The following is a 23,381-nucleotide window of genomic DNA, read 5'->3' as shown; positions in this document are numbered from 1 at the left end:
TTCTCAGGCCGCCCCGAACGCCCTCGCCACGGCGAGGCTGTCCTCGTAGACGTGGAACCGGGTGATCGACCCGTCCGCGACCGTCACGTGCAGCGCGAACGCCGCGACGTACCCGCGGCCGGTGGGCCGCGCCGTGTGCGCGACCTCGCCCAGCACCACCGCGTCCGCCCCGTCGACGAGCACCGCGTGGACCCGCGCGTCGCTGCGGCCCGGCACGTGGTGCTCGGCGATCAACCGGAAGTGATCGGCGATCCCGGCCCTGCTGCCCCGCTCGCGGATCCACGGCACGGCGCCCCCGTGGTCGGCGTCCGGCCAGCCGAGCTTCCAGTCCACCTCGTCGGCGAACAGCTGCGCGATCCGCTCGGGGTCGCCGTCCCCGAGCCGGCGCAGGAACTCCTCCACGGTCTCCCTGGTGTCCACACCGACGAGCCTGCTCGCCGCGCGGGGCGTGGTCGATGACCTCCCGGGTAAGAAGAGGGCATGGAGATCGCCGACGCCGTCGTCATCGGCGGCGGGCACCACGGCCTCGTCGCGGCTTCGGTGCTGGCCGACGCGGGCTGGGACGTGTGCCTGCTGGAGGCCAGCGACGTGCTCGGGGGCGCCGTCCGTTCCGCCGAACTGCACCCGGGGTTCACCGCCGACCTGTTCAGCGCCTTCTACCCGCTCACGGCGGCGTCGCCCGTGGTGCGCGCGCTCGACCTCGGCGGCGTCGGGCTGTGCTGGGCGCACGCACCCGCCGTGCTCGCCCACCCGGCGCGACCGGACGGCGAGCCCGCCGCCGTCCTGCACCGCGACCGGGAGCGCACCGCCGCCGGGCTCGCCGAACACGAGCCGCGCGACGGCGAGGCGTGGCTGCGGCTGTGCGCGCAGTGGGACGCCGTCGGCGACGCGGTGCTCCGCTCGGTCTTCACCGCGCTCCCGCCCGTGCGCGGCCCGGTGCAGCTGCTGCGCCGCATCGGCACCGCCGACGCCCTGCGGCTGGCCCGATTCCTCGCCCTGCCGGTGCGGCGGATGGGGGAGGAGCTCTTCGCGGGCGAGCACGCGCGGCTGCTGCTCGCCGGCAACGGCGGGCACGCCGACATCCCGCCGGACGCGCCCGGCAGCGGCGTGTTCGGGTGGCTGCTCGCGATGCTGGGCCAGCAGCACGGCTTCCCCGTGCCCGTGGGTGGTGCGGGGGAGCTCGCCGCGGCGCTCGCCCGGCGCGCCACCGCGGCGGGCGCCGAGCTGCACACGGGGGAGCGCGTCGAGCGGATCGAGGTGCGGGGCGGGCGCGCCGTGGCCGTGCGTTGCGCAGGCGGGCGCACCGTCCGGGCCCGCCGCGCCGTGATCGCCGACGTCACCGCGCCCGCGCTCTACCGCGACCTCCTGCCCGCCGACGCGGTGCCGCCGCGGCTGCACGCCGACCTGGAGCACTTCGCCTGGGACACCCCGGTCGTCAAGGTCAACTGGGCGCTGCGCGAACCGATTCCCTGGCGCAACCCGGGCACCGCAGGCGCGGGCACCGTGCACCTGGGCGCCGACGCGCGGGGCCTCGTGCAGTGGGCGGGCGACATCGAGTCGGGCACCGTCCCGGCCACGCCGTTCCTCCTCTTCGGCCAGATGACCACCGCCGACGCCTCCCGGTCCCCGGACGGCACCGAGAGCGCCTGGGCCTACACCCACCTCCCCCGTGGCGTCACCGGCGACGACGCCGCGCAGGAGCTGGCCGAACGGGTGGACGCCACCGTCGAGGAGTTCGCTCCCGGGTTCCGCGACCGGGTCCTGCACCGGATGGTCCAGCGGCCCCGGGACCTGCAGGAGTCGGACGCCAACCTCGTGCACGGCGCGGTGGCCGGCGGCACGGCCCAGCTGCACCAGCAGCTCGTGTTCCGCCCGGTTCCGGGGCTGGGCCGGTCCGAGACCGTCGTCGACGGGCTGTACCTGGCCAGCGCCTCCGCGCACCCCGGCGGGGGCGTGCACGGGGTGTGCGGCTGGCTCGCCGCCCGCGCTGCGCTCGCCCACCAGGGCGTCCTCGGCGGGCTGCGGCGCCGCGTGACGTCAGCGGCGCTCGAGCTGCTCTACCGCGACCCGCCCTCCGCGAGGTAGGCGAGGCGGTTCAGCGACTCCGCGTTGCGCGGGCCGATCAGCGCCGACCGGACCGGCGGCAGCACGAGCAGGCCCGGCCCGGCGCACACGTCCTCCTCGAAGACGACCTCGCAGCCGTCCGCCCGGTCCTCGAGCGTCAGCCGGACCTCCGCCGCACCCAGCGGCCACGCCCGGGCGCGGAGCACGAGCTCCCGCTTCGGGACGCACGCGAGCACCGTGGTGGTGTCGTCCAGCTCCAGCGGCCACATGCCGACCGAGTGGTGCAGCTGCGCCCCCACCCCCGGCCACGCGGGGTCGACCGCCCGGATCCGCGAGGCCCCGACCACCCACGACGCGTACCGCCACCCGTCGGCGAGCACGGCCCAGACGGCATCGGCAGCGGCGCCGATCTCGCGCCGAACGGTGACCACGGCCGAAGGGTAGATCGAGACGCCGCTCCGCACCCGGGGGGCACACCGCTCGTGGTGCGGCCGGGGGCGGCACACCGGTCGTGGTGCTCGCACACTGACTGCAACTGGTGTGTGAGCGCCGAGCCTGGTGTGCGAGTGCGGCCGGGGGTGCTGGCGCACCGGTTGTGGTGCTGGCACATCGGCTGCAACCGGTGTGTGGGCACCACTGTCGGTGTGTGAGCGCCGAGCCTGGTGTGCGAGTGCGGCCGGGGGTGCTGGCACACCGGTTGTGGTGCTGGCACACCGGTTGTGGTGCTGGCACATCGGCTGCAACCGGTGTGTGGGCACCACTGTCGGTGTGTGAGCGTCGAGCCTGGTGTGTGAGCGAGGGTTCGGGACGCCGGCACACCGGTTGTGGTGCTCGCACACCGACTGCAGTCGGTGTGTGATCGACGGGCCTGGTGTGCGAGCGGAGTGGCGGCGCCTCGCCGGTGTCGCTCAGTCCTCGTGGCTCTCGTCATCCTCGGTGCCGGCGGCCTCGTCGTCCTCGCCGCTGCCGCCGTCGTCCGTCGTGCTCTCGGCGCTGTCGCTGCTGTCGGTGCTCTCCGCGCCGTCGTCGGCGCTGCCGGCAGGCTCCTCGGAGTCGGAGTCGGAGTCGGAGTCGGAGTCGCGCGCGAGCGCCTCGGCGATCGTGGCGGCCGGGTCCTCCTCGGCGTCGTCCTCCGCGCTCCTGTCCTGCTCGGTGCCCTCCTCGGCGCTGTCGCCGCCGTCGTTCTCGACAGCACGGTGGCGGCCGGGCCGGGGGAGGTCCTCGCCGGTGTCGTCGGACTCCTCGGCCGCCACCTCGTCGTCGTCCCCTGACCCACCGCCGCCCAGCAAGGGGCCCAGCCGGTCGACCGTGCCGGTCACCTCGCCGAGGCCCACGGACGGGACCTCGACGGCCGGGAGTTCGACCGTCGGGAGGTCGACGCCGACGGGGCCGAGGGCGACGGCGGGCGGGTCGATCTCGGTGGCCGAGACCTGGACGCCGGGGAGGGAGACCTCGGGGGGCGCGTCGGCGGAGAGGGCGACGCGGGCGCCGGAGAGCGTGACGTCGGGGGTGGTGACGGTCGTCCCGGACGTGGCGACCGGGCCGAGGCGGGCGGCGGAGGCGGCGACGTCGGGGGTGCGGACCTCGCCGCGGCTGGTGGTGACGGCCACCTCGCCGGGCGCGGCCGCCACGCGTGCCGCGGGTGGGGTGACCGTGCCCGTGCCGACGGTGACGGCGGGGAGCGCGCCGCCCACCGCGGGGGTCTGCACGGGCGGGGTGTGCAGCGAGGGCGGCGCGGCCGGCTCGCCGCCGCCGGGGGACGACCCGTTCCCGGGCGCGCCGGACTGCGGGCCGGGGGCGAAGCCGGGGAACGCGCCCCCGCCGCCCGCCGCGGTGGGGAACGACCACGTCCCGCCCGGTGGGGTGCCGGCTCCGCCGGGCGGGACGGTTCCCGACCCCACGCCCGGGCCGGCGGGCCCGGGCGGTGCGGGGTTCGGAGCGAGGGGGTGCAGGGCGGGGCGGAACGCGCCGGGCACCGGGGGTGTGGGGGGTGTGTCGGCGAGCGCGCCCGCGTCGAGTTCGGGCGGGATGCCGTCCGCGAAGATCTGGTGCACCGCGGCGAGGACGGGCCTGCCGGACTCGGTGGCATCGGACCAGCCGTAACCAGGGCTGCCGGGTGCGGCACGCGGCAGCGGGATGTCGGCACCCCGACCCGGGGCCGAGCGGGAGGCGGCGTCCTCCACCAAGGACGGTCCGAGGACGGCGGTGGCCGCGAACAGCGCGCCGGCGGCGACGGCCACCTTGCGCACGTTGCGCCGGGGCGGTTCGGGCGGCGGCGGGGTGGGGCGGGCGTGGCCGCGGGGCTGCAGCGGCCGGTCGGCGACGTGGGGTCCGCGGCCCTCGCGCCGCATCAGCGCCGCCACCGAGATGGCGCCGGCCGGTGCGGTGGGGCGCGGCGGGGGCACGGGCGCGCCGGCCTGCCGGGCGACCAGCTCGGCGACGGTGATGGTGGCGGAGGTGCGGGGGCGGTTCGGGCGGGCGGGCGGTTCCACAGTCACGTCTTCCGGGTGTGTCGTGCGTTTCCTGGTCCGGGGCTCGATGTCGTTTCCTACCCGGGTCCCGCGGCGGACGACAGACGCTGTTCGCCCGCTCGTCGCACGTCACCTGAACAGCCGCGAGGGCCGGTTTCCGGCCATCCGACGTGCGCGGAGAACCACCCACCGACGCGGACGCCGGGGCGTCGTGCTGGTCGACGGCCGTGAACAGGCCGAACGGAGCAGCGCCGGGAATTTCACCATGCGCGACGGAATCGTCACCGACCGCGCCGATGTGACGCTCGGTGACCCGCTTCACCCGGACGGCGCTGCCTCGGTGAGGCCGGCCTTCACGGGGTCGGCACGCGCGCGGGCCCGCCGAACGTCGCGGCGACGCCCTCGCTGAAGGCGACGTGGTCGGGCGGGCGTCGCGCGAGGTCGCCGAGCCCCGTCGCGGCGATCAGCCCGTCGTCGAGTTCCTGCACCTCGGCGCGCCGCAGGGGCCAGGCGACGTGGGTGGTGGGCAGGTGCCAGGTGCGCCCCAGGTGGGCGACGTGCAGGCCCCAGCGGGCGGTGAGGAAGCGTTCCAGCGGGCCGTCGACGGGCGGACCGGCGGGCGTGACGGCCACCCGGCTGCTCCCCGCCGGGCCCGGCCCGCGGAGCCGGGTGGAGTAGCGGCGCTGCTCGCCGTCGCGGCTGAACCGCATGGCCGCCCACCGGTACGGGAGCCCGAACGCCGCGCGCGCCGCGGCGACGGCGGGCAGCCGCTCCGCGGCCATGCACCGGAACACGACGCCGCGCCTGCCCGCGGCGTCCACCGAGTAGAGCCGCACGTTGGTCTCGAGGAAGGTGCCCCACGGCAGCTGGGGGCCGCCGGCCACGGCCGTGCCGACCAGGCGGAACGGGATCAGCCCGACGTAGGTGCGCCCGTCCAGCACGTCCGGCTCGACCCCGGGCGGGAGCAGGTGGCGCACCGCGTCCGGGTCGACCGCCCAGTGCAGGAACGCCACGTCGAGCCACTGCTGCGTGAGCAGGTGCGGGCGCGGCAGGGGGAGCGGGTCGGCCCCGAGGGAATCGATCGGCTGGTCCACGCCGGCAGTCTCGCGCAACGCGGGCGCGTCCCGAACGTCCTCCGGACGGGACGGGGGTGATCGGGATGCGCCGGACGGGGATCGCGGGCGTCGCCGTGCTGGTGGTGGGGCTCGCCGGGTGCACGGGGACGACGGGTGGGGCGGCACCGAGCACGGCGGCGGTGGTCGGCGCGGCCCGGACGGGCGAGTCGAGCGAGGAGCCCTCGGTCCCGGAGTCGCTGCTCCTGCCGGACGAGGGCGGCCGCAGCGAGGTGGCCGAGTTCACCGACTGGATCACGGACCGGGCTCCGACGCGGGAGTGGCTGCTGGACCCGTGCGTGCCCACCGCGTACCCGACGGACGCGCAGCGGGTGCGGTTCCGGACCGCCACCCGGGAGGGGCCTGAGGCGTTCGACGCCCGGCAGCTGGGCGTGTACCCGTCGGCCGAGGTCGCGGCCGAGGTGGTGGCGGGCTTCCGGCGGGTGCTCGACGCCTGCCGCACGGGTCGGCAGCCCGGCGGTGCGCCGTGGACGTGGGCGACGGCCGAGGTCCCGGAGCTGGGAGACGAGGGGCTGCTCGCCGCGTCGGTGTTCCGCGCGCCCGGGTACTCGAGCCACGGCGTCCGGGTGGCCGTGACCCGCGTCGGGAACGCGGTCTTCCTCGCCCACTCGGGCGGCGAGTACGGCACGGCGGAGATCGACGACGGGGCGCAGGCCGTGCGCGAGGTGGCGCAGCGGTTCCTGGACTCGCTCTAGGCTCCCCGGATGGCTCCCCGCACGCCGTCCGCTGATCGGGTTCTGGTCGTCACCGGGGGCACCCGGGGAATCGGCGCCGCCGTCTCGCGGGCCGCGCACGCGCGCGGGTACGCGGTGTGCGCCGCGTACGCGGGTGACGACGCGGCGGCCGAGCAGCTGCGCGCCGAGCTGCCCGGGCTCGTGGCGGTGCGGGCGGACGTCGCCGACCCGGTGTCGGTGCGCTCGCTCCTCGATGCGGCGGAGGACGCGTTCGGGCCGGTCACCGCGCTGGTGAACAACGCCGGGGTCACGGGGCGGTTGGGCCGGTTCACCGAGGCGCCGGTCGAGACCCTGCGGCGCGTGCTGGACGTCAACGTCCTCGGCGTGATGCTGGGCGCGCAGGAGGTGCTGCGCCGGTGGGAGGCGCGCGGCGCGGCGGGCCGGATCGTCAACATCTCCTCGCGGGCCGCCACCTCCGGGTCGCCGGGGGAGTACGTGCACTACGCCGCGAGCAAGGCCGCGGTGGAGACGTTCACGCTCGGGCTGGCGCGTGAGGTCGCGGAGCGGGGGATCCGGGTCAACGGGGTCGCGCCGGGCACGGTGCGCACCGGCATCCACGCGGCGGCGGGGGATCCGGGCCGGCCGGACCGGGTGGCCCTCCGGGTGCCGATGGGGCGGGTGGGGGAGCCGGACGAGATCGCTGCCGCGGTGTTGTGGCTGCTCTCGGACGAGGCCTCGTACGTCACGGGCGAGGTGCTGCGGGTCGACGGCGGCATCTGACCGGCCCGCGCGGCCCGGTGGCCGACGACACACGTAAATCAGTTGTAGAGGCCAACTAATCGCGTATTGTTTGCTGGTAGCAACCAACTTGGAGACGCCCGTGATCACTTCGGCCACCGCAGACGAGCTGCTGGAGCTCTTCCGCATGATCCTGCGGGCGGGCCGCAACGTGCGACTTCCCGAGTCCGAGGACATGCCCACCTGGAAGTTCGCCGTGCTCGGCCTGCTCGCGCGCGAGGGGGAGCAGCGCCTCGGCCAGGTCGCGGCGCACCTCGAGGTCGACCCGTCGGTGGCCAGCCGCCAGGTGGCTGCACTGGAGCAGCTCGGCCTCGTGTCCCGCCGCCCCGACCCCGCCGACGGCCGGGCGCAGCTGCTCGCCGTCTCACCGGCCGGGCTCGCCGTCCGCGAGGGGTACCTCGCACAGCGGGCGCAGTGGGTTGCCGAAGCACTCGACGGCTGGGACGACGCCGAGGTCGCCCACCTGGTGGAGCGGATGACCGAGCTGGTCGCCGATCTGCACTGCGCGGTGAACGCCCGCAACCGGGCGCCCGCGCGGGCGGCCGGGTCCGCCTCCTGACACGCACCACTTCACACCTGCCCGAGCAGTGGCCCGAGCATCGGCCCGAGGAGAAGGATTGACCACCACAGCGGAGGAGACGCCGCCTGCCCAGGCCGCCGTCGCCCGGCAGCCGGCCGCAGCCGACAGCGGCCGGATGTCGCGCAGGCAGGTCCTGGAGGCGCTCTCCGGGATGCTGCTCGCGATGTTCACGGCGTTCCTGTCGTCGACGATCGTGTCGAACGCCCTGCCGACGATCATCACGGACCTGCACGGCACGCAGAGCCAGTACACCTGGGTGGTCACGGCCACCCTGCTCGCCTCCACGGCCACCACGCCGATCTGGGGCAAGCTCGCCGACCTGTTCAGCAAGAAGCTGCTCGTCCAGCTGGCGATCGGGATCTTCACGATCGGCTCGATCCTCGCCGGCTTCTCGCACTCGGTGGGCATCCTCATCGGGTGGCGGGTGCTGCAGGGCGTCGGCCTGGGCGGCCTGCAGGCCCTGATCATGATCGTGATGGCCGCGATGATCAGCCCCCGGGAGCGCGGCCGCTACACCGGGCTGATCTCCAGCGTCATGTCGGTGGCCCCGGTGGCGGGCCCGTTGATCGGCGGCGTCATCGTCGACACCGACTGGCTGGGCTGGCGCTGGTGCTTCTGGGTGGGCGCCCCGCTCGCCGTGGTGGCGCTGGTGGTCGTGCAGCGCACTCTCAACCTGCCGGTCGTCAAGCGCGAGGTCAGCATCGACTACCTGGGTGCGGCGTTCATCGCCTCCGGCGTCTCGGCGCTGCTGATCTGGGTCACGCTCGCCGGCGACCAGTTCGCCTGGGGCTCCACCACCTCGCTCGCGCTCGCCGGTCTCGGCGCCGTGCTGGTCGTGCTGTTCCTGGTGGTGGAGGCGCGGGCGAAGGAACCGATCATCCCGCTGCGGCTGTTCCGCGACCGCACCACCACGCTCGCCATCCTCGCGAGCGTCGCCGTCGGCGTGGCCATGTTCGGTGGCGCGGTCTTCCTCGGGCAGTACTTCCAGATCGCGCGCGGCTACTCGCCCACGGCGGCGGGCCTGCTCACGCTGCCGCTGATCCTCGGGTCGATGGTCTCCTCCACCGGCTCCGGCGCGCTCATCACGCGCTACGGCAAGTGGAAGATCTACCTGGTCATCGGGTCGATCTTCCTGCTCGGCGGGTTCGGCCTGCTGTCGACGATCGACCACGACGCGAACATGGTGCTGGTCGGCGCGGCCCTCTTCGTCCTCGGGTTCGGCATGGGCGCCCTGCTGCAGAACCTGGTGCTCGCCGTGCAGAACTCCGTGGCCGCCACCGATCTGGGCGCCGCCAGCTCCACCGTCACGTTCTTCCGCTCGATGGGCGGCACCATCGGGGTGTCGGTCCTGGGCGCCGTGCTCGCCTCGCGGGTGGCCGGGCTCACCGACCAGGGGCTCGCCGCGGCCGGGCTGCCCGTGCCCGAGGGCGGCGCGGGCATCGGCAACCTCAACGAGCTGCCGCCCGCCGTCGCCGGCATCGTCCGCGCGGCGTACGGCGACGGCACCGCGATGATCTTCCTGATCGCCGGTCTCCTCGCGATCGTCACCTTCGTCGCGGTGCTGGCCATCCGCGAGGTCCCGCTGCGCACCGAGACCGGCATGGAACGGGAGCGGGCCGAGGCCGGGGTGAACGGCAGCGCCCGGGCATGGGAGCCGCCCGCGACGAGCGCCACCACCAGCGCCGCCACGAGCGCCGTCACCAACGGCAACGGCCACCGGCCCGTCGATCCGGCCGCCGTGCGGCCCTCCCCGCGCCCCCGCCACGCGGCCGCGGGTCCCGATGTCCACGGCACCGTCACCCGCGGCGACGGCGCCGCCCTGCCCGGGGCGGTCGTCACCGTCACCGACCAGGGCGGACGGCAGGAGGGCAGCACGACCACCGGCCGCGACGGCACCTACCGCGTCGCGGTGCCGGCCGGGGGCACGTACCTCGTGGTCACGGCGTCGGGTGCGCTGGAGCCGCACGCCGCACTCGTGACGGTGACCGGGCAGCCGGTGCGCCACGACATCGCCCTCGCGGGCACCAGCGGTGTGCAGGGGCTCGTCACGAGCACGGCGACCGGCCCCGACGGCCTCCCGATCCCGGTGCCCGCCGCGGCGGTCACGCTGATCGACGTGCAGGGTGCCGTCGCGGGCGCCACCCGCAGCGACGACGGCGGCCGCTACCGGCTCCCCGGCGTCGCGGAGGGCCAGTACACGCTGGCCGCCGCCGCACCCGGGCACCCGCCGGTCGCGGTGAGCGTGCGGCTGCACGCCGGCCGCCACACCGAACGCGACATCGCCCTGCCCGCGCGGGCCGTCCTGCGCGGCACGGTCATCGCGACGGGGGCGCTGGTCGACCACGCCGTCGCCACGCTCGTGGACACCGAGGGGCGGGTGGTGGCCTCGACGACCACCGGGCCCGACGGCACGTTCGAGTTCGACGACCTGCCCGCAGGCACCTACACGCTCACCACCCGCACGTACGACCCCGTCACCCAGGTCGTGCACGTGGCGCCGGGCCCGCCGGCCACCGCGCTGGTGGAGCTGGTGCCACCGACCGTGGACGCCGAGGTGACGCGGTGAGGGGCGGCGCGGTGGCGGGCCGGCTCGCCACGCCGGACGGCAGGCCGGTGGCCGGCACGCTCACCGTCGTCGACGCCGCGGGCGGGCAGGCCGCCCGCACGGCGAGCGGCGCGGACGGGCACTTCCTGCTCGACGGCCTGCCCGCGGGGGGCTACACGCTGGTGGTGGCGGCTCCCGGCCGGCAGCCGCGGGCCAGCACGGTCACCGTGGCCGACGACCGGATCACCCCGCTCGGGGTGCTGGAGCTGGCGCCGGAGGGCGGTGTGGCGCTGCCGGCCCCGGGCACGTGGACGATCGACCCGCAGCACTCGAGCATCCGGGTGAGCGCCCTGCACCTGGGGATGAGCCGCATCCACGTGCGGCTGCGCCGGTTCGGCGGGCACATCGAGGTGGCCGACCCGTTCGAGGGGAGCTCGGTGGAGGTCACGATCGACCCCGCCGCGCTCGACTCCGACGAGCCGGACCGCGACGCCCACCTGCGCAGCCCCGACTTCCTCGACGTCGCCCGGCACCCCGAGATCCGCTACAAGAGCGAGGGGCTGCGGCAGGTCGACGCGGAGCACTTCACGCTCGACGGCGTGCTCACCCTCAAGGACGTGAGTGCGCCCGTCCCGCTGCAGGTCGTCTACGGCGGCACCGGCCCCGACCTCGAGGGCGGCACGCGGGCGGCCTTCGCCGCCTCCGCCGAGCTGTCCCGCGACGACTTCGCGATCACCTGGAACGAGTCGGTGCTGGCAGGCACGCTCGCCGTGGGCCGCACCCTCCGTGTCGAGATCGACATCCAGGCGCGGCGCGCGTAGCCCGACCGGCTGAAGCCGCAGGCTGATCACGAATCCGGCGGATGCCGTGCGTCGCGGCGCCGGGGCGGGCACACTCGGGGGTCTACGAAGACGTGCGACGGGGCGAGCGGCTCCCGGTGCCGGGCGTGGACGGGAGTTCGCCGGGGGGCGGACGCTGCCGATCAGCCGCCGGGGAGCGCATCCGCTCCGGCGAGACCGACCCTTGGGGGGAACAGAAGCGTGAGATCCGTTCGGAAGGTGTCGACGGGGGCGCTGGTGAGACGGCTGGCGGCGCTCGCGGCGGCGGTGGCCGTCGCGTCCATGTCGGTGCTGCTCGCCGGCGCCACCCCGGCGCGGGCCGACGAGCCCGCACCGCCCCCGCTGAACGGCCTCATCGACCCCGGCCTGCTGGAATCGGTCCAGCAGTCGATCGTGGGCATCGTCGTCATCTGGGAGGAGCCGCAGGACCCGTTCGCGTTCGCCCCGGAGCCGCCGGCGCCGGGTGCCGAGCAGCCGGTCATGACGATCTGCACCGGGTGGTTCGACTCGCCCACCACGATCGTCACCGCGGGCCACTGCGTCGACCCCGAGGAGGGCAGGCGCGCGCTCGACAACCGGGCGGGCCCCGCGGTCGACCCCACCACGGGGATCCCCTCGGCGAGCCAGCCCGTGCGGCCCGAACCGAACCGCACGGTCTGGGCGTTCCAGCCCCGTGAGCTGCAGGGCGCCGTCATCACGGCCCCGGTCATCGTCCGGGTCGACAGCTTCCGGCCCGCCGACGAGGGCGACACCGCCCGGCTCGAGATGTACGGGCTGCCCCCGGCCAAGCCGCTGCCGATCGCGCCGGGTGAGCCGCACCTCGGCGAGACCGTCACGTCGATCGGGTTCCCGGGCCTCAACATCGACGAGACCGACGGCGTCGACATCGAGGGGCTGATGAGCGGCGGCAAGACACCCGCCGAGGTGCTGCAGGACTCGCGGCTGCAGCCGGTGAACACCAGCGGCACGATCACGGCGCGGCAGTTCCGCCAGGGCGTCGCGGTCTACCAGATCAACGCCGACCTCGCGGAGGGCATCTCCGGCGGGCCCACCATCAACTCGCGCGGCGAGGTGCTGGGTATCAACAGCCAGATGACCGTGCCGTTCCTCGGGCAGAACTTCAACGTCATCACCGACACCGGGATGCTGCGCGACTTCCTCGGGCAGGGCGGTGCTCCCGCGGCCGCCGCGCAGGGGGAGCCGAGCCAGGTCGCGATCGAGAACACCGCGGCGGGCTCCGGGCAGGCGGCGCCGTGGACGGTCGTCATCGCGCTGATCGGCGGCGCGATCATCGGTGCGATCCTCATGTGGCTCTTCGCTCGTCCCACGCGCACCGCCTCGTCCGAACCGGCGGCGGCAGAGCGGGAGTAGTGCCCGCCGTGCCCGGGGCCCGCTACCGACCTACCAGCGCCCGCGCTGGTTCGGGATCCGCGCGCCCAGCGCCACGGCGCCGCCCATCACCACCGCGAGGGCGAGGAACGCCACGGCGTTGGCCGCGGCGGGGTCGGCGGCCGCGGAGCTCGCGGCGGTGACCACGGAGATCGCGACGATCGCCCCGACCTGGCGGAACATCACCCGCAGGCCCGACACGGCGGCGGCCTGCTCCGGCACGAGGTGCATGCCGGCGTTGGCGGACGACGGGGCGGCCAGGCCCATCCCGAGCCCCATCACGCCCGCGCCCAACGAGAGCCAGAGCTCGGGTCCGCTGTGCAGCGGCGGCAGCGCGATGAGCACCAGCGAGACGGTCATCGCCGCCATCCCGGTGAGCAGCAGCGGCCGGTGCCCGAGCCTGCGCAGCAGGCTGACGGCCACCGCCGAGAGGATGATCATGAACACCGCGCGGACGGTCAGCAGGCCGCCCGCGGAGATCGGTGCCATGCCGTAGCGGATCTGCGCGTAGTGCGGCAGCAGCGCGGAGAACCCGAGCACGGCGGCCCCGAAGAGGACGTTCATGAGGTTCATCAGGCCCAGCCGCTGACCGGTGAGCAGGCGCGGCGGGATGATCGGTGCGGGGTGGCGGTGCAGGTGGCGCAGCAGGAACCAGCCCGCCACGAGCGACACGGATGCGGCGAGGGCCACCGAGGCCGGCCCCGTCCAGCCCTCGGCGAACGAGCCGATGCGGGTGATCGCGACCATCCCGGACAGGAGGAGCGCGGTGAGCCAGCCGATCCCGACGAGGTCGGCGCGGCCCACGGCGGTGCGCGGGGTTTCCCGGATCAGCGCGCGGCCGAGGCAGACCAGCACGATCCCGACCGGCACGTTGACGAAGAAGATCTCGCGCCAGGACGCGAAGGTGAGGATGAGCCCGCCCGCGAGCGGGCCGAGGATCGCGCCGATCGGGAAGGCCGTGCTGAACAGCGCGATCGCGCGGTCGCGGTCCTTGCCGAACTCGGCCGACACGATCGCGGTGGCCACCGGCAGCAGGACGCCGCCCGACAGCCCTTGCAGGAACCGGCCGACGATCAGCTCGACCGTGCCGGAGGAGAGCCCGCACAGCACCGACATGGTCGTGAACGAGGTGACGGCCAGCAGGTAGATCCGCCGGGAGCCGAACCGCTCGCCCAGTGCGCCGGCGAACGGCAGCACGAGGATCTGGCCGACCGAGTAGACCGTGATCGTCCAGCCGATCCAGGCGAGGCTCGCCCCGAGGTCGGTCTGCATCGCCGAGAGCGCGGTGGCCACCGAGGTCTGGTCGATCGCGTGCATCAGCATGGCCAGGACGACGGTGGCGAACACCAGCCAGCGGACGACGGCCCGGCGTGGAGCGGCCTCGACCGTCGCAGACACCGGATACCTCCCGCTAGTTGCCTATCGGCAAGCAATTGAACCACGGGCCGTGCCCACACGGCATCGCCCGTCCTGGTTTCATGGGCGGATGCAGGGCACAGGGGCTGCCGCGGGCTTCGACACGGACGCCGCCACGCGGCTGCGGCGGGTGATCGGCAAACTCGCCCGGTCGATGAACGAGTCCGCGTCGAGCGAAGAGCTCACGCCCACCCAGGCGTCGGTGCTCGGGGTGGTCGTCGCGCGCGGTCCGATCCGCATCTCGGCGGTGGCCGAGTTGGAGGGCGTCAACCCGACGATGCTCTCGCGCGTCATGGGCGTGCTGGAGCAGAAGGGCCTGATCGAGCGCTCCTCGGCCACGTCGGACCAACGCGGCGTCGTCGCCGAGGCCACGCCCGAGGGGCGCGAGAAGAGCAGGCGGATCCTCGAGCGCCGCACCGCGACCCTGCTCGCGGTGGTCGAACGGCTCCCGGAGCCCACGGCCGCCGCGTTGCGGGATGCGCTGCCGGCGCTCGAGGAGCTCACCGCCGCCTTCGCCGAGCGCAGACCCACCCTGGCCCGCGAGGGGTAGAAACCCTCACACGGTCTCGGCCACCGGGAACCCGGCCGGCCGGCGCGGCATCGACTTGAGCGCCACCACCGCGGCGGCCGACACGAGCGTGCCCACGGCGATCGCGACGAGCTGGCCGAGCGGGTTGCCCGCCATCGGGAGCACGAAGATCCCGCCGTGCGGGGCCGTGGTCGTGGCGCCGAGGGCCGCTGACAGCCCACCGGTCACGGCCGAGCCCGCCACGAGCGGGGGCAGGACCCGCAGCGGGTCGGCCGCCGCGAACGGGATGGCGCCCTCGGTGACGTACACGGCGCCGAGCAGCCACGCCGCACGTCCGTTGTCCCGCTCGGTGGCGGTGAACAGGCGGCGGCGCACGGTGGTGGCCAGCGCCACGGCGAGCGGCGGCGTCATGCCCGCGGCCATCACGGCGGCCATCGCCGTGCCCGCGGCCGGGGCACCCGTGGCCAGCCCGCCCACGGCGAACGTGTAGGCCGTCTTGTTGATCGGCCCGCCCAGATCGGCCGCGACCATCACGCCCAGCGCCGCGCCGGCCAGCACGAGGCTGCCCGCGGACAGGCCGTTCAGCTCGTCGGTCAGGCTGGCCGTCAGCCCGGCCAACGGGGCGCCGACCACGAGCCACATCGCGGCGCCCGTGACCAGGGTGGCGACCAGTGGCAGCAGGAGCACCGGGCGCAGGCCCGCCACCGCGGGCGGCACGGGCACGCGAGCGAGCCGTTCGGTCACGATCCCGGCGAGTACGCCGGCGACGAGGCCGCCGAGGAAGCCGGCTCCCGTCTGGACGGCGACGGCGCCGCCGACGAACCCGGGCACCAGCGCCGGGCGGTCCCCGATGGCGTGGGCGACGTAGCCGCCGACCACGGGGACGAGCAGCCCGAAGGCGAGGGTGCCGAGCTCGTGCAGCGAGGGACCGATGGGCGTGTCGCCGAGGGCGTAGCCGAGCGCGAGCAGTACGCCGCCGGTGACGACGAACGGGATCGCGTGGCTCACGCCCTGCACGACCTTGCCGTGGAGCGATGTGGGGGTGGGGGAGTCCACCTCGGGACCTCCTCTCGTCAGGTGGTGCTCAGCTGGGCGTGCAGCACGCCCAGCTGGGCGGTGTGGCGGTGCAGGGCGGTGTGCGCCGCGGCGCGGGCGGTGGTGAGCACGTGGGCGGCGCCGCCGAAGGCCGGCACGGCGAGCGCCGCGGCCACGGCCGCCAGTGCGGCGACCGTCGCGAAGGCGACGTGCAGGCCGACCGCCTCGGCGACGATCCCGAGCAGCGGCGGCCCGCCGAGCAGCCCGGTGTAACCGACGGTCGAGGCGAGGGCGACCCCGCCGGCCCCGCCGTGCGCACCCGCCCGCGCGATGGCGATCGGGAAGACGTTGGCCAGGCCGAGCCCCATCAGGGCGAAGCCGGCGAGCACCGCTCCGACGTCCGGCGCGCTCGCCACCACCAGCCCACCGGCGGTGGCGAGCAGCGCCCCGCCGGTCACCACGCGGGTGGGGCCGAGCGCGTGGACCAGGCGGTTGCCGGCCAGGCGGGCGCAGCCCATGGCGAGGGAGAAGCCGGCGTAGCCCGCCGCGGCGAGCGCCGGCGCCGCGCCGACCTCCTGCAGGTGCAGCGCGCCCCAGTCGGTGACCGCGCCCTCGCCGAACGCGGTGCAGCCCGCGATGACGCCGAGCAGCACCACGAGGCCGCGGGGCACGGAGCGCGGCTGCGGGTCGTCGCGGTCGGGCGCCTGTTCCTCGTCGGCCGCGAGCAGCACGGGCGCCACCGCGGCGGTGGCGAGCACGCCGAGCGTCCCGACGACGAGCAGGTGCACGGCGGGCGACGCGACGGCGGCCGCGGCACCGCCGGCCGCCGCCCCGGCGAGGCCGCCGAAGCTGAACCCGGCGTGCAGGGACGGCAGCACGGGACGGTGCGCGGCCGCTTCGACCTGCACCCCGATCGCGTTGGCCGCGACGTTGAGGGTGCCGGTGGCGGCGCCGAACACCAGCAGCGCCACCGCCAGCGCGGGGATCGAGCCGGTGAGGCCGGGGAGGGTCAGCGCCGCGCAGGCGGCGATCGCGGCGGCCACCCCGGCGAGCCCGGGGCCGAGGCGCGCGCACAGCGCTCCGGTGAGCTGCATGCCGCCGAGCGCGCCGAGCGAGATGCACAGCAGGGCGAGGCCGAGTGCGGTCGCACCGGCGCCCGCACCGGCGGCGACGTCGGGGATCCGCGAGGCCCACGAGCCGAACACGGCGCCTGCCACCGCGAACAGCGCGGTGGCGGCGATGCGGTGGTGGCGGACGTCGGGTGGGGTCGGCCTGCGGCGCCGGACGGCGCGCAGGCGTGCGGGATCGAGGGGAAATGGCATGAGGGGTTCCACGTGATCGTCGGCTTCGGGGGATGGCGCGCGACGAGGGGCACCGGTGTCCAGCATCCCGGGATGTGCGGTCAGAATCGATCCAGAGCGCGGTGAGTCCGCTCACGGGGCAGGCTGGGGCGCATGGTCACGGTCGACGAGGTGCGGCGGCTGGCTCGGTCGCTGCCGCGCACCACCGAGCACCTCATCCACGATCGCGTGAAGTTCCGCGTCGGCCAGATCGTCTACGTCGCGTTCTCCCGCGACGAGACCGTGATGGGGTTCGCGTACCCGAAGGAGGAGCGCGACGCCCTCATCGCGTCCGACCCGGCGACGTTCCACCTGCCCGGTGTCTCCGACCTGCGGTTCAACTGGGTGCACGCGTGGACCGCCGCGCTCGAGCCCGACGAGATGCGCGAGCTGGTGGTGGACGCGTGGCGGATGGTCGTCCCGAAACGGGTGGCCGCGGCCCACCTCGAGGGCGGCGGCCCGGGACCTCAGCCCGCCGCGTCCTCCTGACCCCGGCGCATGCCGCGCCACAGCAGGTCGAGGAGCGCCTCGGTCTCGCCGCGCCAGTCGCCCCGGGGGTCGAGGTAGAACAGCCCGCCCAGGCCGCGCGCCACGGTGCCCGGGTCGAGACCGGGCCGCACGGTGCCCGCCTCGACGTTGGCCGCGAGCAGCGTGGCCACCGCCTCGACGATGCCCGCGTACGCCTTGCCGGTGACGTCCTCCTCGGGGCACGACGCGGCGCGCAGGGCGTCGGCGAGGCCGCGCTTGGTCATCATGTACCGCGCGAGGTGGTCGGTGACCCACGTGCGGAACGCCTCCGGCGGCGCCTGCTCCCGCAGCAGCGCGGGCACCACGTCGAGCAGCTGCTGCACCTCGCGCCGGTACACGGCGAGCACGAGCGCGTCCTGGGTGGGGAAGTGCCGGTAGACGGTGCCGACGCCCACGCCCGCCGCCTTCGCGATGGCGTTGAACGACAGCTCCCCCGCGTCGGCGAGCGATGCGGCCGCCGCGGCGAGGATGCGGTCGTTGTTGCGGCGGGTGTCCGCGCGTCGCAGGCTCACGGATCCCGTCATCGTCACCTCCCGGAAGTCCTGTGGTCGCCTAGCGGATAGATATCCGCTAGAGTTCTCGGCAGGACCGGATAGTCATCCGGTTCCATCGTACGGACTGACGAGCCACCACGACCCGATGCCGCGCGACCGCCCCCAGGCGGGGCGGTCGGCGGGGAAGAGACCTCAGTGGACATCTCACTCGAAGTGAATGGCAGGACCGAGAACCTCGACGTGGGGCCCGGCGTCACCCTGCTCGACGCGTTGCGCGAGCGGCTCGACGTGACCGGTCCCAAGAAAGGATGCGACCGCGGGCAGTGCGGCGCGTGCACCGTGCACGTGGGCGGGCGCCCCGTGCTGGCGTGCCTCACGCTCGCCGCCACCGTGCACGAGCCCGTCACCACCGTGGACGGGCTGGCCACGGGCGACGACCTGCACCCCGTGCAGCAGGCGTTCGTCGACCAGGACGCGTTGCAGTGCGGCTTCTGCACGTCCGGCCAGATCATGTCGGCCGTGGCCGCGGTGGAGCAGGACGTGGACGACGTGCGGGAGTTCATGTCCGGCAACCTCTGCCGCTGCTCGGCGTACCCGAACATCGTGGCCGCGATCGAGCAGGCGAGGAGGACCGATGCGTCCGTTTGAGCTCACCGCCCCCGCCACCGTCGAGGACGCGCTCTCGGATGCGGGCACGTTCCTGGCCGGTGGCACCACGCTCGTGGACCTGATGAAGCTCGACGTCCTCACGCCCGAGCGGGTGCTGGACATCAACGCGCTCCCGCTGCGCGGCATCGACACCGGCGACGCGCTGCGGTTCGGCGCGCTGGAGCGGATGAGCGACATCGCGGCGCACCCCGGCGTCTACCCGATGATCTCGCGCGCCCTGCTGCAGAGCGCCTCCCAGCAGCTGCGCAACATGGCGAGCATCGGCGGCAACCTGATGCAGCGCACCCGCTGCACCTACTTCCGCGACGTGACGATGCCGTGCAACCGGCGCGACCCGGGCAGCGGCTGCCCGGCGCGCTCGGGCGCCAACCGGATGCACGCCGTGCTGGGCGCCAGCGACGCGTGCGTTGCCACGCACGCGAGCGACGTGGCGGTGGCCCTGGTCGCCCTCGACGCGCAGGTCACGCTGGCGAGCGCGGACGGCAGCCGCACGGTGCCGCTCGCCGGCTTCTACCGCCTCCCCGGGGACACCCCGCACGTCGAGACCGACCTGCGGCCCGGTGAGCTGATCACCGAGGTCGTGGTGCCCCGGCTGGACTGGGCGGCCAACTCCACCTACGTCAAGGTGCGCGACCGCCAGTCCTACGAGTTCGCGCTGTGCTCGGCCGCGGTGGCCCTGGACGTGCGCGACTCCCGCATCGTCGACGCGCGCGTGGCGGCCGGTGGCGTCGCGACCGTGCCGTGGCGGCTCACCGCCGTCGAGGACGCCCTGCGCGGCGCGCCCGTCACCCAGGAGTCCTTCGAGGCCGCCGCCGCCCACGCCGCCGACGGGGCCGTGCCGCTGTCCCAGAACGGCTACAAGATCCCGCTGCTGCAGCGCACCGTGATCCGCGCCCTGCGCGAACTGACCCAGGCCGAACCGACCGAAGGGATCCGGGCATGACGCCCACCAGGCTCGAGGCGCCGCTCAAGGTCACCGGCCGGGCCAAGTACGGGTCGGACCACAACCTGCCCGGCATGCTCCACGGCTACGTCGTCACCAGCACGATCGCGCACGGCGAGGTCACGGCGATGGACGTCACCGCCGCCAAGGCCGCGCCCGGCGTGGTGGCCGTCTACTCGCCGTTCGACCCGCTCGTGCTGCGCAGCCCGAGCAACCCGATGATGGGCAACACCTGGGTGCCGCTGCAGGACCGCGATGTCACCCACCGCGGCCAGCCCGTGGCCTTCGTCGTGGCGGAGACCTTCGAGCAGGCCCGCGACGCCGCCGCGCTCGTCGAGGTGTCCTACGCCGAGCGGCCCGCCCGCACCACGCTGGCCGACCACCTCGACCTCGGCGTCGACGCACCGCCCGGATTCGACGGCACGCCGTCCACGCACGTCGTGCTCGACGAGGGTGTGGAGTCGATCGACGAGGCGTTCGCCGCGAGCGCCGTGGTGGCCGGCGGGACGTACACCACGCCCGCCCAGAACCACGCCGCGATGGAGCCGCATTCCGCGGTGGCCCACTGGGACGGCGAGTCCCTCACCGTCTACAGCGGCAACCAGGCCGCCGCCATGCAGCAGGGCGAACTGGCGAGCGCGCTGGAGCTGGCCCCGTCCGCCGTGCACACCGTCAACCCGTACGTCGGCGGCGCGTTCGGCGGGAAGGGGCGCACCTCCGTCCCGGCGTTCCTCGCCGCGGCCGCGTCCCGGGCCCTCGGCAGGCCGGTCAAGGCTGCCCTGACCCGCGAGCAGGTCTTCACCGCCACCGCGAACCGCCCGGAGACGCTCCAGGAGGTCACGCTCGGCGCCGACCGCGACGGCACGCTCGTCGCCGTGCGCCACGACTCCTGGTGCAGCGCGGCCACGGACCTGTCGTTCGTGGAACCGACGTCGGCCGGGTCCGGGCACGCCTACCGCACCCCCAACCTGGCCATCAGCCAGAAGGTGGTGCCGCTGAACATCCCGCGCACCACGTTCATGCGCGCGCCCGGCGAGGCGCCCGGGTCGTTCGCGCTGGAGAGCGCGATGGACGAGCTGGCAGTCGCGTTGAACATGGACCCGATCGAACTTCGGCTGCGCAACAGTTCGCTCGGGCCTGTCGGCAGCGACCTGCAGTGGTCGAGCAAGTACCTCGACGACTGCTACCGCATCGGCGCCGACCGTTTCGGCTGGTCGGCCCGCACGCCCGGCGGCCGGGAGGACGGCGACTGGCTCGTCGGGATGGGCACGGCCACCGCCATGTTCCCGGCGCTGCAGTTCCCGGCGACCACCGAGATCACGCTGCGCGCCGACGACACGGCGCTCGTGTCGGTCGGCGGTGCCGACCCCGGCACCGGCCTGCTCACCGTCATGGCGCTCCTCGGCGCCGAGTCGCTCGACATCCCGCCGGAGCGGATCACGCCGCGGCTGGGCCTGTCCGCGTACCCGCCCGGCGGCCTGTCCGGCGGGTCGACGGCCACGGTGAGCGTGGGGTCGGCGATCGTCGTCACCGCCTCGGCGGTGCTCGAGGAGCTGCAGGCGATCGCGAGCGCACCGGGCGCCCCGTTCGAGGGCCACGACGTGACCTACGCCGACGGGCGCGTGCTCGGCGGCGGCCGCTCGATGACCTTCGGGGAGCTGCTCACCGCACTGGGCCGCGACTCGATCTCGGCCACCGGCTCCGCCGGCCCGGGGGAGGAGCTCACCAAGCACTCGTTCAGCTCCTTCGGCGCCCAGTTCTGCGAGGTCCGGGTGCACCGGTGGACGCGCGAGGTGCGGGTGTCGCGCCTCCTCGGCGTGTACGACGCCGGCCGCATCGTGAACGACAAGGCGGCCCGCAGCCAGCTGATGGGCGGCATGATCTGGGGCGTCTCGGCGGCCCTGCACGAGGGCCTGGAGACCGAGGGCGACGGCCGGTTCGCCAACGGCGACCTCGCCGGCTACCTGGTGCCGGTCAACGCCGACATCCCCGACATCGACGTCCACTTCGTGCAGCACCCGGACACGCTGCACAACCCCATCGGCGCCCGGGGTGTGGGGGAGATCGGCATCGTCGGCGTGGCCGCCGCCATCGCCAACGCGGTGTACAACGCCACCGGCATCCGCGTCCGGCACACCCCGATCACGATCGAGGACCTCCTGGAGGGGTAGGCCCGGTCCGCTCGAGGTTCAGGAAAGCCACATTCAGGGCCGCAGCGGCCCTGAATGTGGCTTTCCTGCCCTCCCCGGGGCCGCCTCGTGGGCGAGCTCCCCGCCGACGAACGTCGCGCGGACCTCGATCCCCGCGATCTCGTCCTCGGGTACGGCGAGGGGGTCGGCCGAGAGCACGACGAGGTCGGCGAGCATCCCGGCCCGCAGGGTGCCCTTGTCCCGCTCCTGGTGCACCGCGTACGCGGATCCCCGGGTGTAGGCCTCGACCGCCTGGGCCGGGGTCAGCCGTTCGTCGGGGCCGAACGGGGCGCCGCTTCCGGTGCGCCGGTTGACCATGTCATGGATGCCGAGCAGCGGGGCGCCGTGGGCCACCGGGGCGTCGCTGCTGCCCGGCAGCACCATGCCGGCGTCGAGCAGGCTCCGCATGCGGTAGCAGGTGCGGGCCCGTTCGGGGCCGAGCGCGGCGAGCATCCCGTCGCCGAGTTCGGAGACGAACCGGCCCTGGGGCACCGGCACGATCCCGAGCGCGGCCGCGCGTGCCACCTGCTGGTCGTCGGCCACCGCGAAGTGCTCGATCCGGTGCCGCACGTCCGGGCGCGGGTGCCGCCGCTGGGCGAGCTCGAACGCGTCCAGGGCGACGTCGATCGCGGCGTCGCCGATCGCGTGCGCGGCGAGCTGCCACCCGGACGCGTGCGCCGCCACGAGCACCTCGGTGAGCGCCTGCGGGTCCCACTGCAGGAAGCCCGCGTTGTCCGGTTCGCCCGCGTAGCAGCACCGCATGGCCGCGGACCGCCCGATCAGCGAGCCGTCGGAGAGGACCTTGGCGGGCCCGAGGCGCAGCCGATCGTTGCCGAGCCCGGTGCGGATCCCGACGTCGAGGCCGTACCAGTCCTGGTCCGGCATGCCGGCGCCCACCGGGTGCAGGAGCGTCAGGTACGGCATGACCGTCATCCGGACGCCCAGCAGGCCGCGGTCGGCGGCGAGCTGGAAGGCGTGCAGGTCGAGGTGGCTGCTGCCGATGTGGTCGATCGCGCCGACGCCGGGCTCGGTGACGCTGGTGGTGCCCTCGGCGAGGGCCATCCGGGAGCCGGCCGCGATGTCGGCCACGACCTCCTCCACCGGGAACGGGCGGAACGCGGTGCGCACCAGCCGCTGCGCGGTCTCCTGCAACAGGCCGGTGGGCAGCCCGTCGGCGCGGGCGACGGCGCCGCCCTCGACGTCGGGCACGCCCTGCCGGCCGGGGTGACCGGCCCGCGCGAACGCGGCGGTGTTGGCGACACCCATGTGTCCGGAGACGTGCTCGACCCACACCGGCCGCCCGCCCGCGACCCGGTCGAGCGCGTCGGCCGTGGGGTGGCCACCGATCTTGTTCTGGTCGTAGCCACCGCCGAAGACCCAGGCGTCGCGGGGCAGGGTGGCCGCGCGCTCGGCCACGGCGCGGTAGAGCGCCTCGAGGTCCGGCACACCCGGGTGGTGCAGGTCGAGCCAGCGTGCCCGCTGCCCGCGCTTGCTCAGGTGCTGGTGGGCGTCGTGGAAGCCCGGCAGGACGGTGGCGCCGCCGAGGTCGTGCACCTGCCGGGCGCGCACGCCGTCCAGGTCCTCGTCGAGCCCGACGACCCGGCCGTGCAGCGTGCCGAGCCGCGTGGCGGTGGGCCGCGCGGGGTCGAGGGTGCGGATGCGGGCGTTCTCGACGATCGCGTCGATGAGCACGGTTCGGCGCCTCCTGTGCGGTGGTCCGGGTGTGGACGGGCGTTGACGCGATC

General features: G+C 75.0%; 21 protein-coding genes. 12 read left to right on the top strand and 9 right to left on the bottom strand.

What is annotated here, in order from left to right:
• Window positions 1-3 precede the first annotated feature (3 nt).
• On the bottom strand, window positions 4-420 hold the full coding sequence (locus tag ACFPL3_RS18665; protein WP_343940701.1) for a nuclear transport factor 2 family protein: 417 nt from the start codon (window positions 418-420) through the stop codon (window positions 4-6).
• A gap of 60 nt (window positions 421-480) precedes the next feature.
• Here ACFPL3_RS18665 and ACFPL3_RS18660 point away from each other — a divergent pair, with 60 nt between their 5' ends.
• Window positions 481-2,085 carry a phytoene desaturase family protein gene (locus ACFPL3_RS18660; RefSeq protein ID WP_343940700.1) on the top strand — a complete coding sequence of 535 codons (1,605 nt, stop codon included), beginning with the start codon at window positions 481-483 and terminating at the stop codon, window positions 2,083-2,085.
• Here the strand turns inward: ACFPL3_RS18660 and ACFPL3_RS18655 are convergent.
• The 3 genes from ACFPL3_RS18655 to ACFPL3_RS18645 all read right to left on the bottom strand — a co-directional run bounded on the left by ACFPL3_RS18655 (window position 2,058) and on the right by ACFPL3_RS18645 (window position 5,629).
• A complete protein-coding gene (locus ACFPL3_RS18655) occupies window positions 2,058-2,495 on the bottom strand; it encodes an SRPBCC family protein (RefSeq protein WP_343940699.1) in 438 nt (145 codons plus the stop codon). The genes ACFPL3_RS18660 and ACFPL3_RS18655 overlap by 28 nt on opposite strands.
• 477 nt (window positions 2,496-2,972) lie before the next feature.
• Window positions 2,973-4,562: a hypothetical protein gene (locus ACFPL3_RS18650; protein ID WP_379589407.1), complete on the bottom strand. Its 1,590-nt coding sequence runs from the start codon at window positions 4,560-4,562 to the stop codon at window positions 2,973-2,975.
• Window positions 4,563-4,888: 326 nt separating this feature from the next.
• A complete protein-coding gene (locus ACFPL3_RS18645; protein ID WP_343938728.1) occupies window positions 4,889-5,629 on the bottom strand; it encodes a YqjF family protein in 741 nt (246 codons plus the stop codon).
• Between the two features lie 65 nt (window positions 5,630-5,694).
• Between ACFPL3_RS18645 and ACFPL3_RS18640 the strand changes: the two genes are divergently transcribed.
• The 6 genes from ACFPL3_RS18640 to ACFPL3_RS18615 all read left to right on the top strand — a co-directional run bounded on the left by ACFPL3_RS18640 (window position 5,695) and on the right by ACFPL3_RS18615 (window position 12,475).
• Window positions 5,695-6,363, top strand: a complete 669-nt coding sequence (locus tag ACFPL3_RS18640; protein ID WP_343938730.1) for a hypothetical protein — start codon at window positions 5,695-5,697, stop codon at window positions 6,361-6,363.
• Window positions 6,364-6,372: 9 nt separating this feature from the next.
• A complete protein-coding gene (locus tag ACFPL3_RS18635) occupies window positions 6,373-7,122 on the top strand; it encodes an SDR family NAD(P)-dependent oxidoreductase (protein WP_343938732.1) in 750 nt (249 codons plus the stop codon).
• 100 nt (window positions 7,123-7,222) lie between these two features.
• Entirely contained in the window at window positions 7,223-7,699 is a 477-nt protein-coding gene (locus ACFPL3_RS18630) for a MarR family winged helix-turn-helix transcriptional regulator (RefSeq protein WP_343938734.1), read from the top strand.
• A 58-nt stretch (window positions 7,700-7,757) separates the two neighbouring features.
• Window positions 7,758-10,286, top strand: coding sequence for an MFS transporter (locus tag ACFPL3_RS18625; protein ID WP_343938736.1), 2,529 nt, complete (start codon window positions 7,758-7,760; stop codon window positions 10,284-10,286).
• Window positions 10,283-11,086 carry a YceI family protein gene (locus ACFPL3_RS18620; RefSeq protein WP_343938738.1) on the top strand — a complete coding sequence of 268 codons (804 nt, stop codon included), beginning with the start codon at window positions 10,283-10,285 and terminating at the stop codon, window positions 11,084-11,086. Before ACFPL3_RS18625 ends, ACFPL3_RS18620 begins: the two co-directional genes overlap by 4 nt.
• Window positions 11,087-11,305: 219 nt before the next feature.
• Window positions 11,306-12,475, top strand: coding sequence for a trypsin-like peptidase domain-containing protein (locus ACFPL3_RS18615; RefSeq protein ID WP_343938740.1), 1,170 nt, complete (start codon window positions 11,306-11,308; stop codon window positions 12,473-12,475).
• 30 nt (window positions 12,476-12,505) lie between these two features.
• Here the strand turns inward: ACFPL3_RS18615 and ACFPL3_RS18610 are convergent, their stop codons facing one another.
• Complete coding sequence (locus tag ACFPL3_RS18610) at window positions 12,506-13,891, bottom strand: MFS transporter (protein WP_343938742.1); 1,386 nt, start codon at window positions 13,889-13,891, stop codon at window positions 12,506-12,508.
• Between the two features lie 88 nt (window positions 13,892-13,979).
• On the opposite strand from ACFPL3_RS18610, the gene ACFPL3_RS18605 reads away from it, so the two are divergent.
• A complete protein-coding gene (locus ACFPL3_RS18605; protein WP_343938744.1) occupies window positions 13,980-14,459 on the top strand; it encodes a MarR family winged helix-turn-helix transcriptional regulator in 480 nt (159 codons plus the stop codon).
• 6 nt (window positions 14,460-14,465) lie between these two features.
• On the opposite strand, the gene ACFPL3_RS18600 is transcribed toward ACFPL3_RS18605, so the two are convergent.
• Window positions 14,466-15,494 (bottom strand): PTS fructose transporter subunit IIC, encoded by a 1,029-nt coding sequence (locus ACFPL3_RS18600; RefSeq protein WP_343938746.1) that lies wholly within the window; start codon window positions 15,492-15,494, stop codon window positions 14,466-14,468.
• Between the two features lie 17 nt (window positions 15,495-15,511).
• On the bottom strand, window positions 15,512-16,861 hold the full coding sequence (locus ACFPL3_RS18595) for an MFS transporter (protein WP_343938748.1): 1,350 nt from the start codon (window positions 16,859-16,861) through the stop codon (window positions 15,512-15,514).
• 66 nt (window positions 16,862-16,927) lie between these two features.
• Between ACFPL3_RS18595 and ACFPL3_RS18590 the strand changes: the two genes are divergently transcribed.
• A complete protein-coding gene (locus tag ACFPL3_RS18590; RefSeq protein ID WP_343938750.1) occupies window positions 16,928-17,302 on the top strand; it encodes an MmcQ/YjbR family DNA-binding protein in 375 nt (124 codons plus the stop codon).
• Here the strand turns inward: ACFPL3_RS18590 and ACFPL3_RS18585 are convergent.
• Window positions 17,281-17,865, bottom strand: coding sequence for a TetR/AcrR family transcriptional regulator (locus ACFPL3_RS18585; protein WP_343938752.1), 585 nt, complete (start codon window positions 17,863-17,865; stop codon window positions 17,281-17,283). The two genes, ACFPL3_RS18590 and ACFPL3_RS18585, sit on opposite strands and share 22 nt — an antisense overlap.
• 165 nt (window positions 17,866-18,030) lie before the next feature.
• Here ACFPL3_RS18585 and ACFPL3_RS18580 point away from each other — a divergent pair, with 165 nt between their 5' ends.
• The 3 genes from ACFPL3_RS18580 to ACFPL3_RS18570 are packed head-to-tail and all read left to right on the top strand — an operon-like array spanning window position 18,031 to window position 21,618.
• Window positions 18,031-18,483, top strand: coding sequence for a (2Fe-2S)-binding protein (locus ACFPL3_RS18580; RefSeq protein WP_343938754.1), 453 nt, complete (start codon window positions 18,031-18,033; stop codon window positions 18,481-18,483).
• A complete protein-coding gene (locus ACFPL3_RS18575) occupies window positions 18,470-19,447 on the top strand; it encodes an FAD binding domain-containing protein (protein WP_343938756.1) in 978 nt (325 codons plus the stop codon). The genes ACFPL3_RS18580 and ACFPL3_RS18575 overlap by 14 nt, the downstream gene beginning before the upstream one ends.
• Complete coding sequence (locus ACFPL3_RS18570) at window positions 19,444-21,618, top strand: xanthine dehydrogenase family protein molybdopterin-binding subunit (RefSeq protein WP_343938758.1); 2,175 nt, start codon at window positions 19,444-19,446, stop codon at window positions 21,616-21,618. Before ACFPL3_RS18575 ends, ACFPL3_RS18570 begins: the two co-directional genes overlap by 4 nt.
• A gap of 33 nt (window positions 21,619-21,651) precedes the next feature.
• On the opposite strand, the gene ACFPL3_RS18565 is transcribed toward ACFPL3_RS18570, so the two are convergent.
• The gene (locus ACFPL3_RS18565; protein ID WP_343938760.1) at window positions 21,652-23,328 is read right to left on the bottom strand and encodes an amidohydrolase; all 1,677 of its coding nucleotides are present in this window, start codon (window positions 23,326-23,328) and stop codon (window positions 21,652-21,654) included.
• Window positions 23,329-23,381 lie beyond the last annotated feature (53 nt).

The sequence above is a fragment of the Pseudonocardia zijingensis genome (assembly GCF_042657305.1).
Taxonomy (GTDB): Bacteria; Actinomycetota; Actinomycetes; order Mycobacteriales; family Pseudonocardiaceae; genus Pseudonocardia; species Pseudonocardia zijingensis.
The sequence above is the reverse complement of the archived record's forward strand: the minus strand, read 5'-3'. Positions and strand labels throughout refer to the sequence as shown.

Bases quoted from the DNA above. Each gene is read 5' to 3' on its own strand.
- ACFPL3_RS18660 (WP_343940700.1), top strand. From the start codon at position 481: ATGGAGATCGCCGACGCCGTCGTCATCGGCGGCGGGCACCACGGCCTC.
- ACFPL3_RS18640 (WP_343938730.1), top strand. From the start codon at position 5,695: ATGCGCCGGACGGGGATCGCGGGCGTCGCCGTGCTGGTGGTGGGGCTC.
- ACFPL3_RS18635 (WP_343938732.1), top strand. From the start codon at position 6,373: ATGGCTCCCCGCACGCCGTCCGCTGATCGGGTTCTGGTCGTCACCGGG.
- ACFPL3_RS18605 (WP_343938744.1), top strand. From the start codon at position 13,980: ATGCAGGGCACAGGGGCTGCCGCGGGCTTCGACACGGACGCCGCCACG.
- ACFPL3_RS18595 (WP_343938748.1), bottom strand. From the start codon at position 16,861: ATGCTGGACACCGGTGCCCCTCGTCGCGCGCCATCCCCCGAAGCCGAC.
- ACFPL3_RS18590 (WP_343938750.1), top strand. From the start codon at position 16,928: ATGGTCACGGTCGACGAGGTGCGGCGGCTGGCTCGGTCGCTGCCGCGC.
- ACFPL3_RS18585 (WP_343938752.1), bottom strand. From the start codon at position 17,865: ATGACGGGATCCGTGAGCCTGCGACGCGCGGACACCCGCCGCAACAAC.
- ACFPL3_RS18575 (WP_343938756.1), top strand. From the start codon at position 18,470: ATGCGTCCGTTTGAGCTCACCGCCCCCGCCACCGTCGAGGACGCGCTC.
- ACFPL3_RS18570 (WP_343938758.1), top strand. From the start codon at position 19,444: ATGACGCCCACCAGGCTCGAGGCGCCGCTCAAGGTCACCGGCCGGGCC.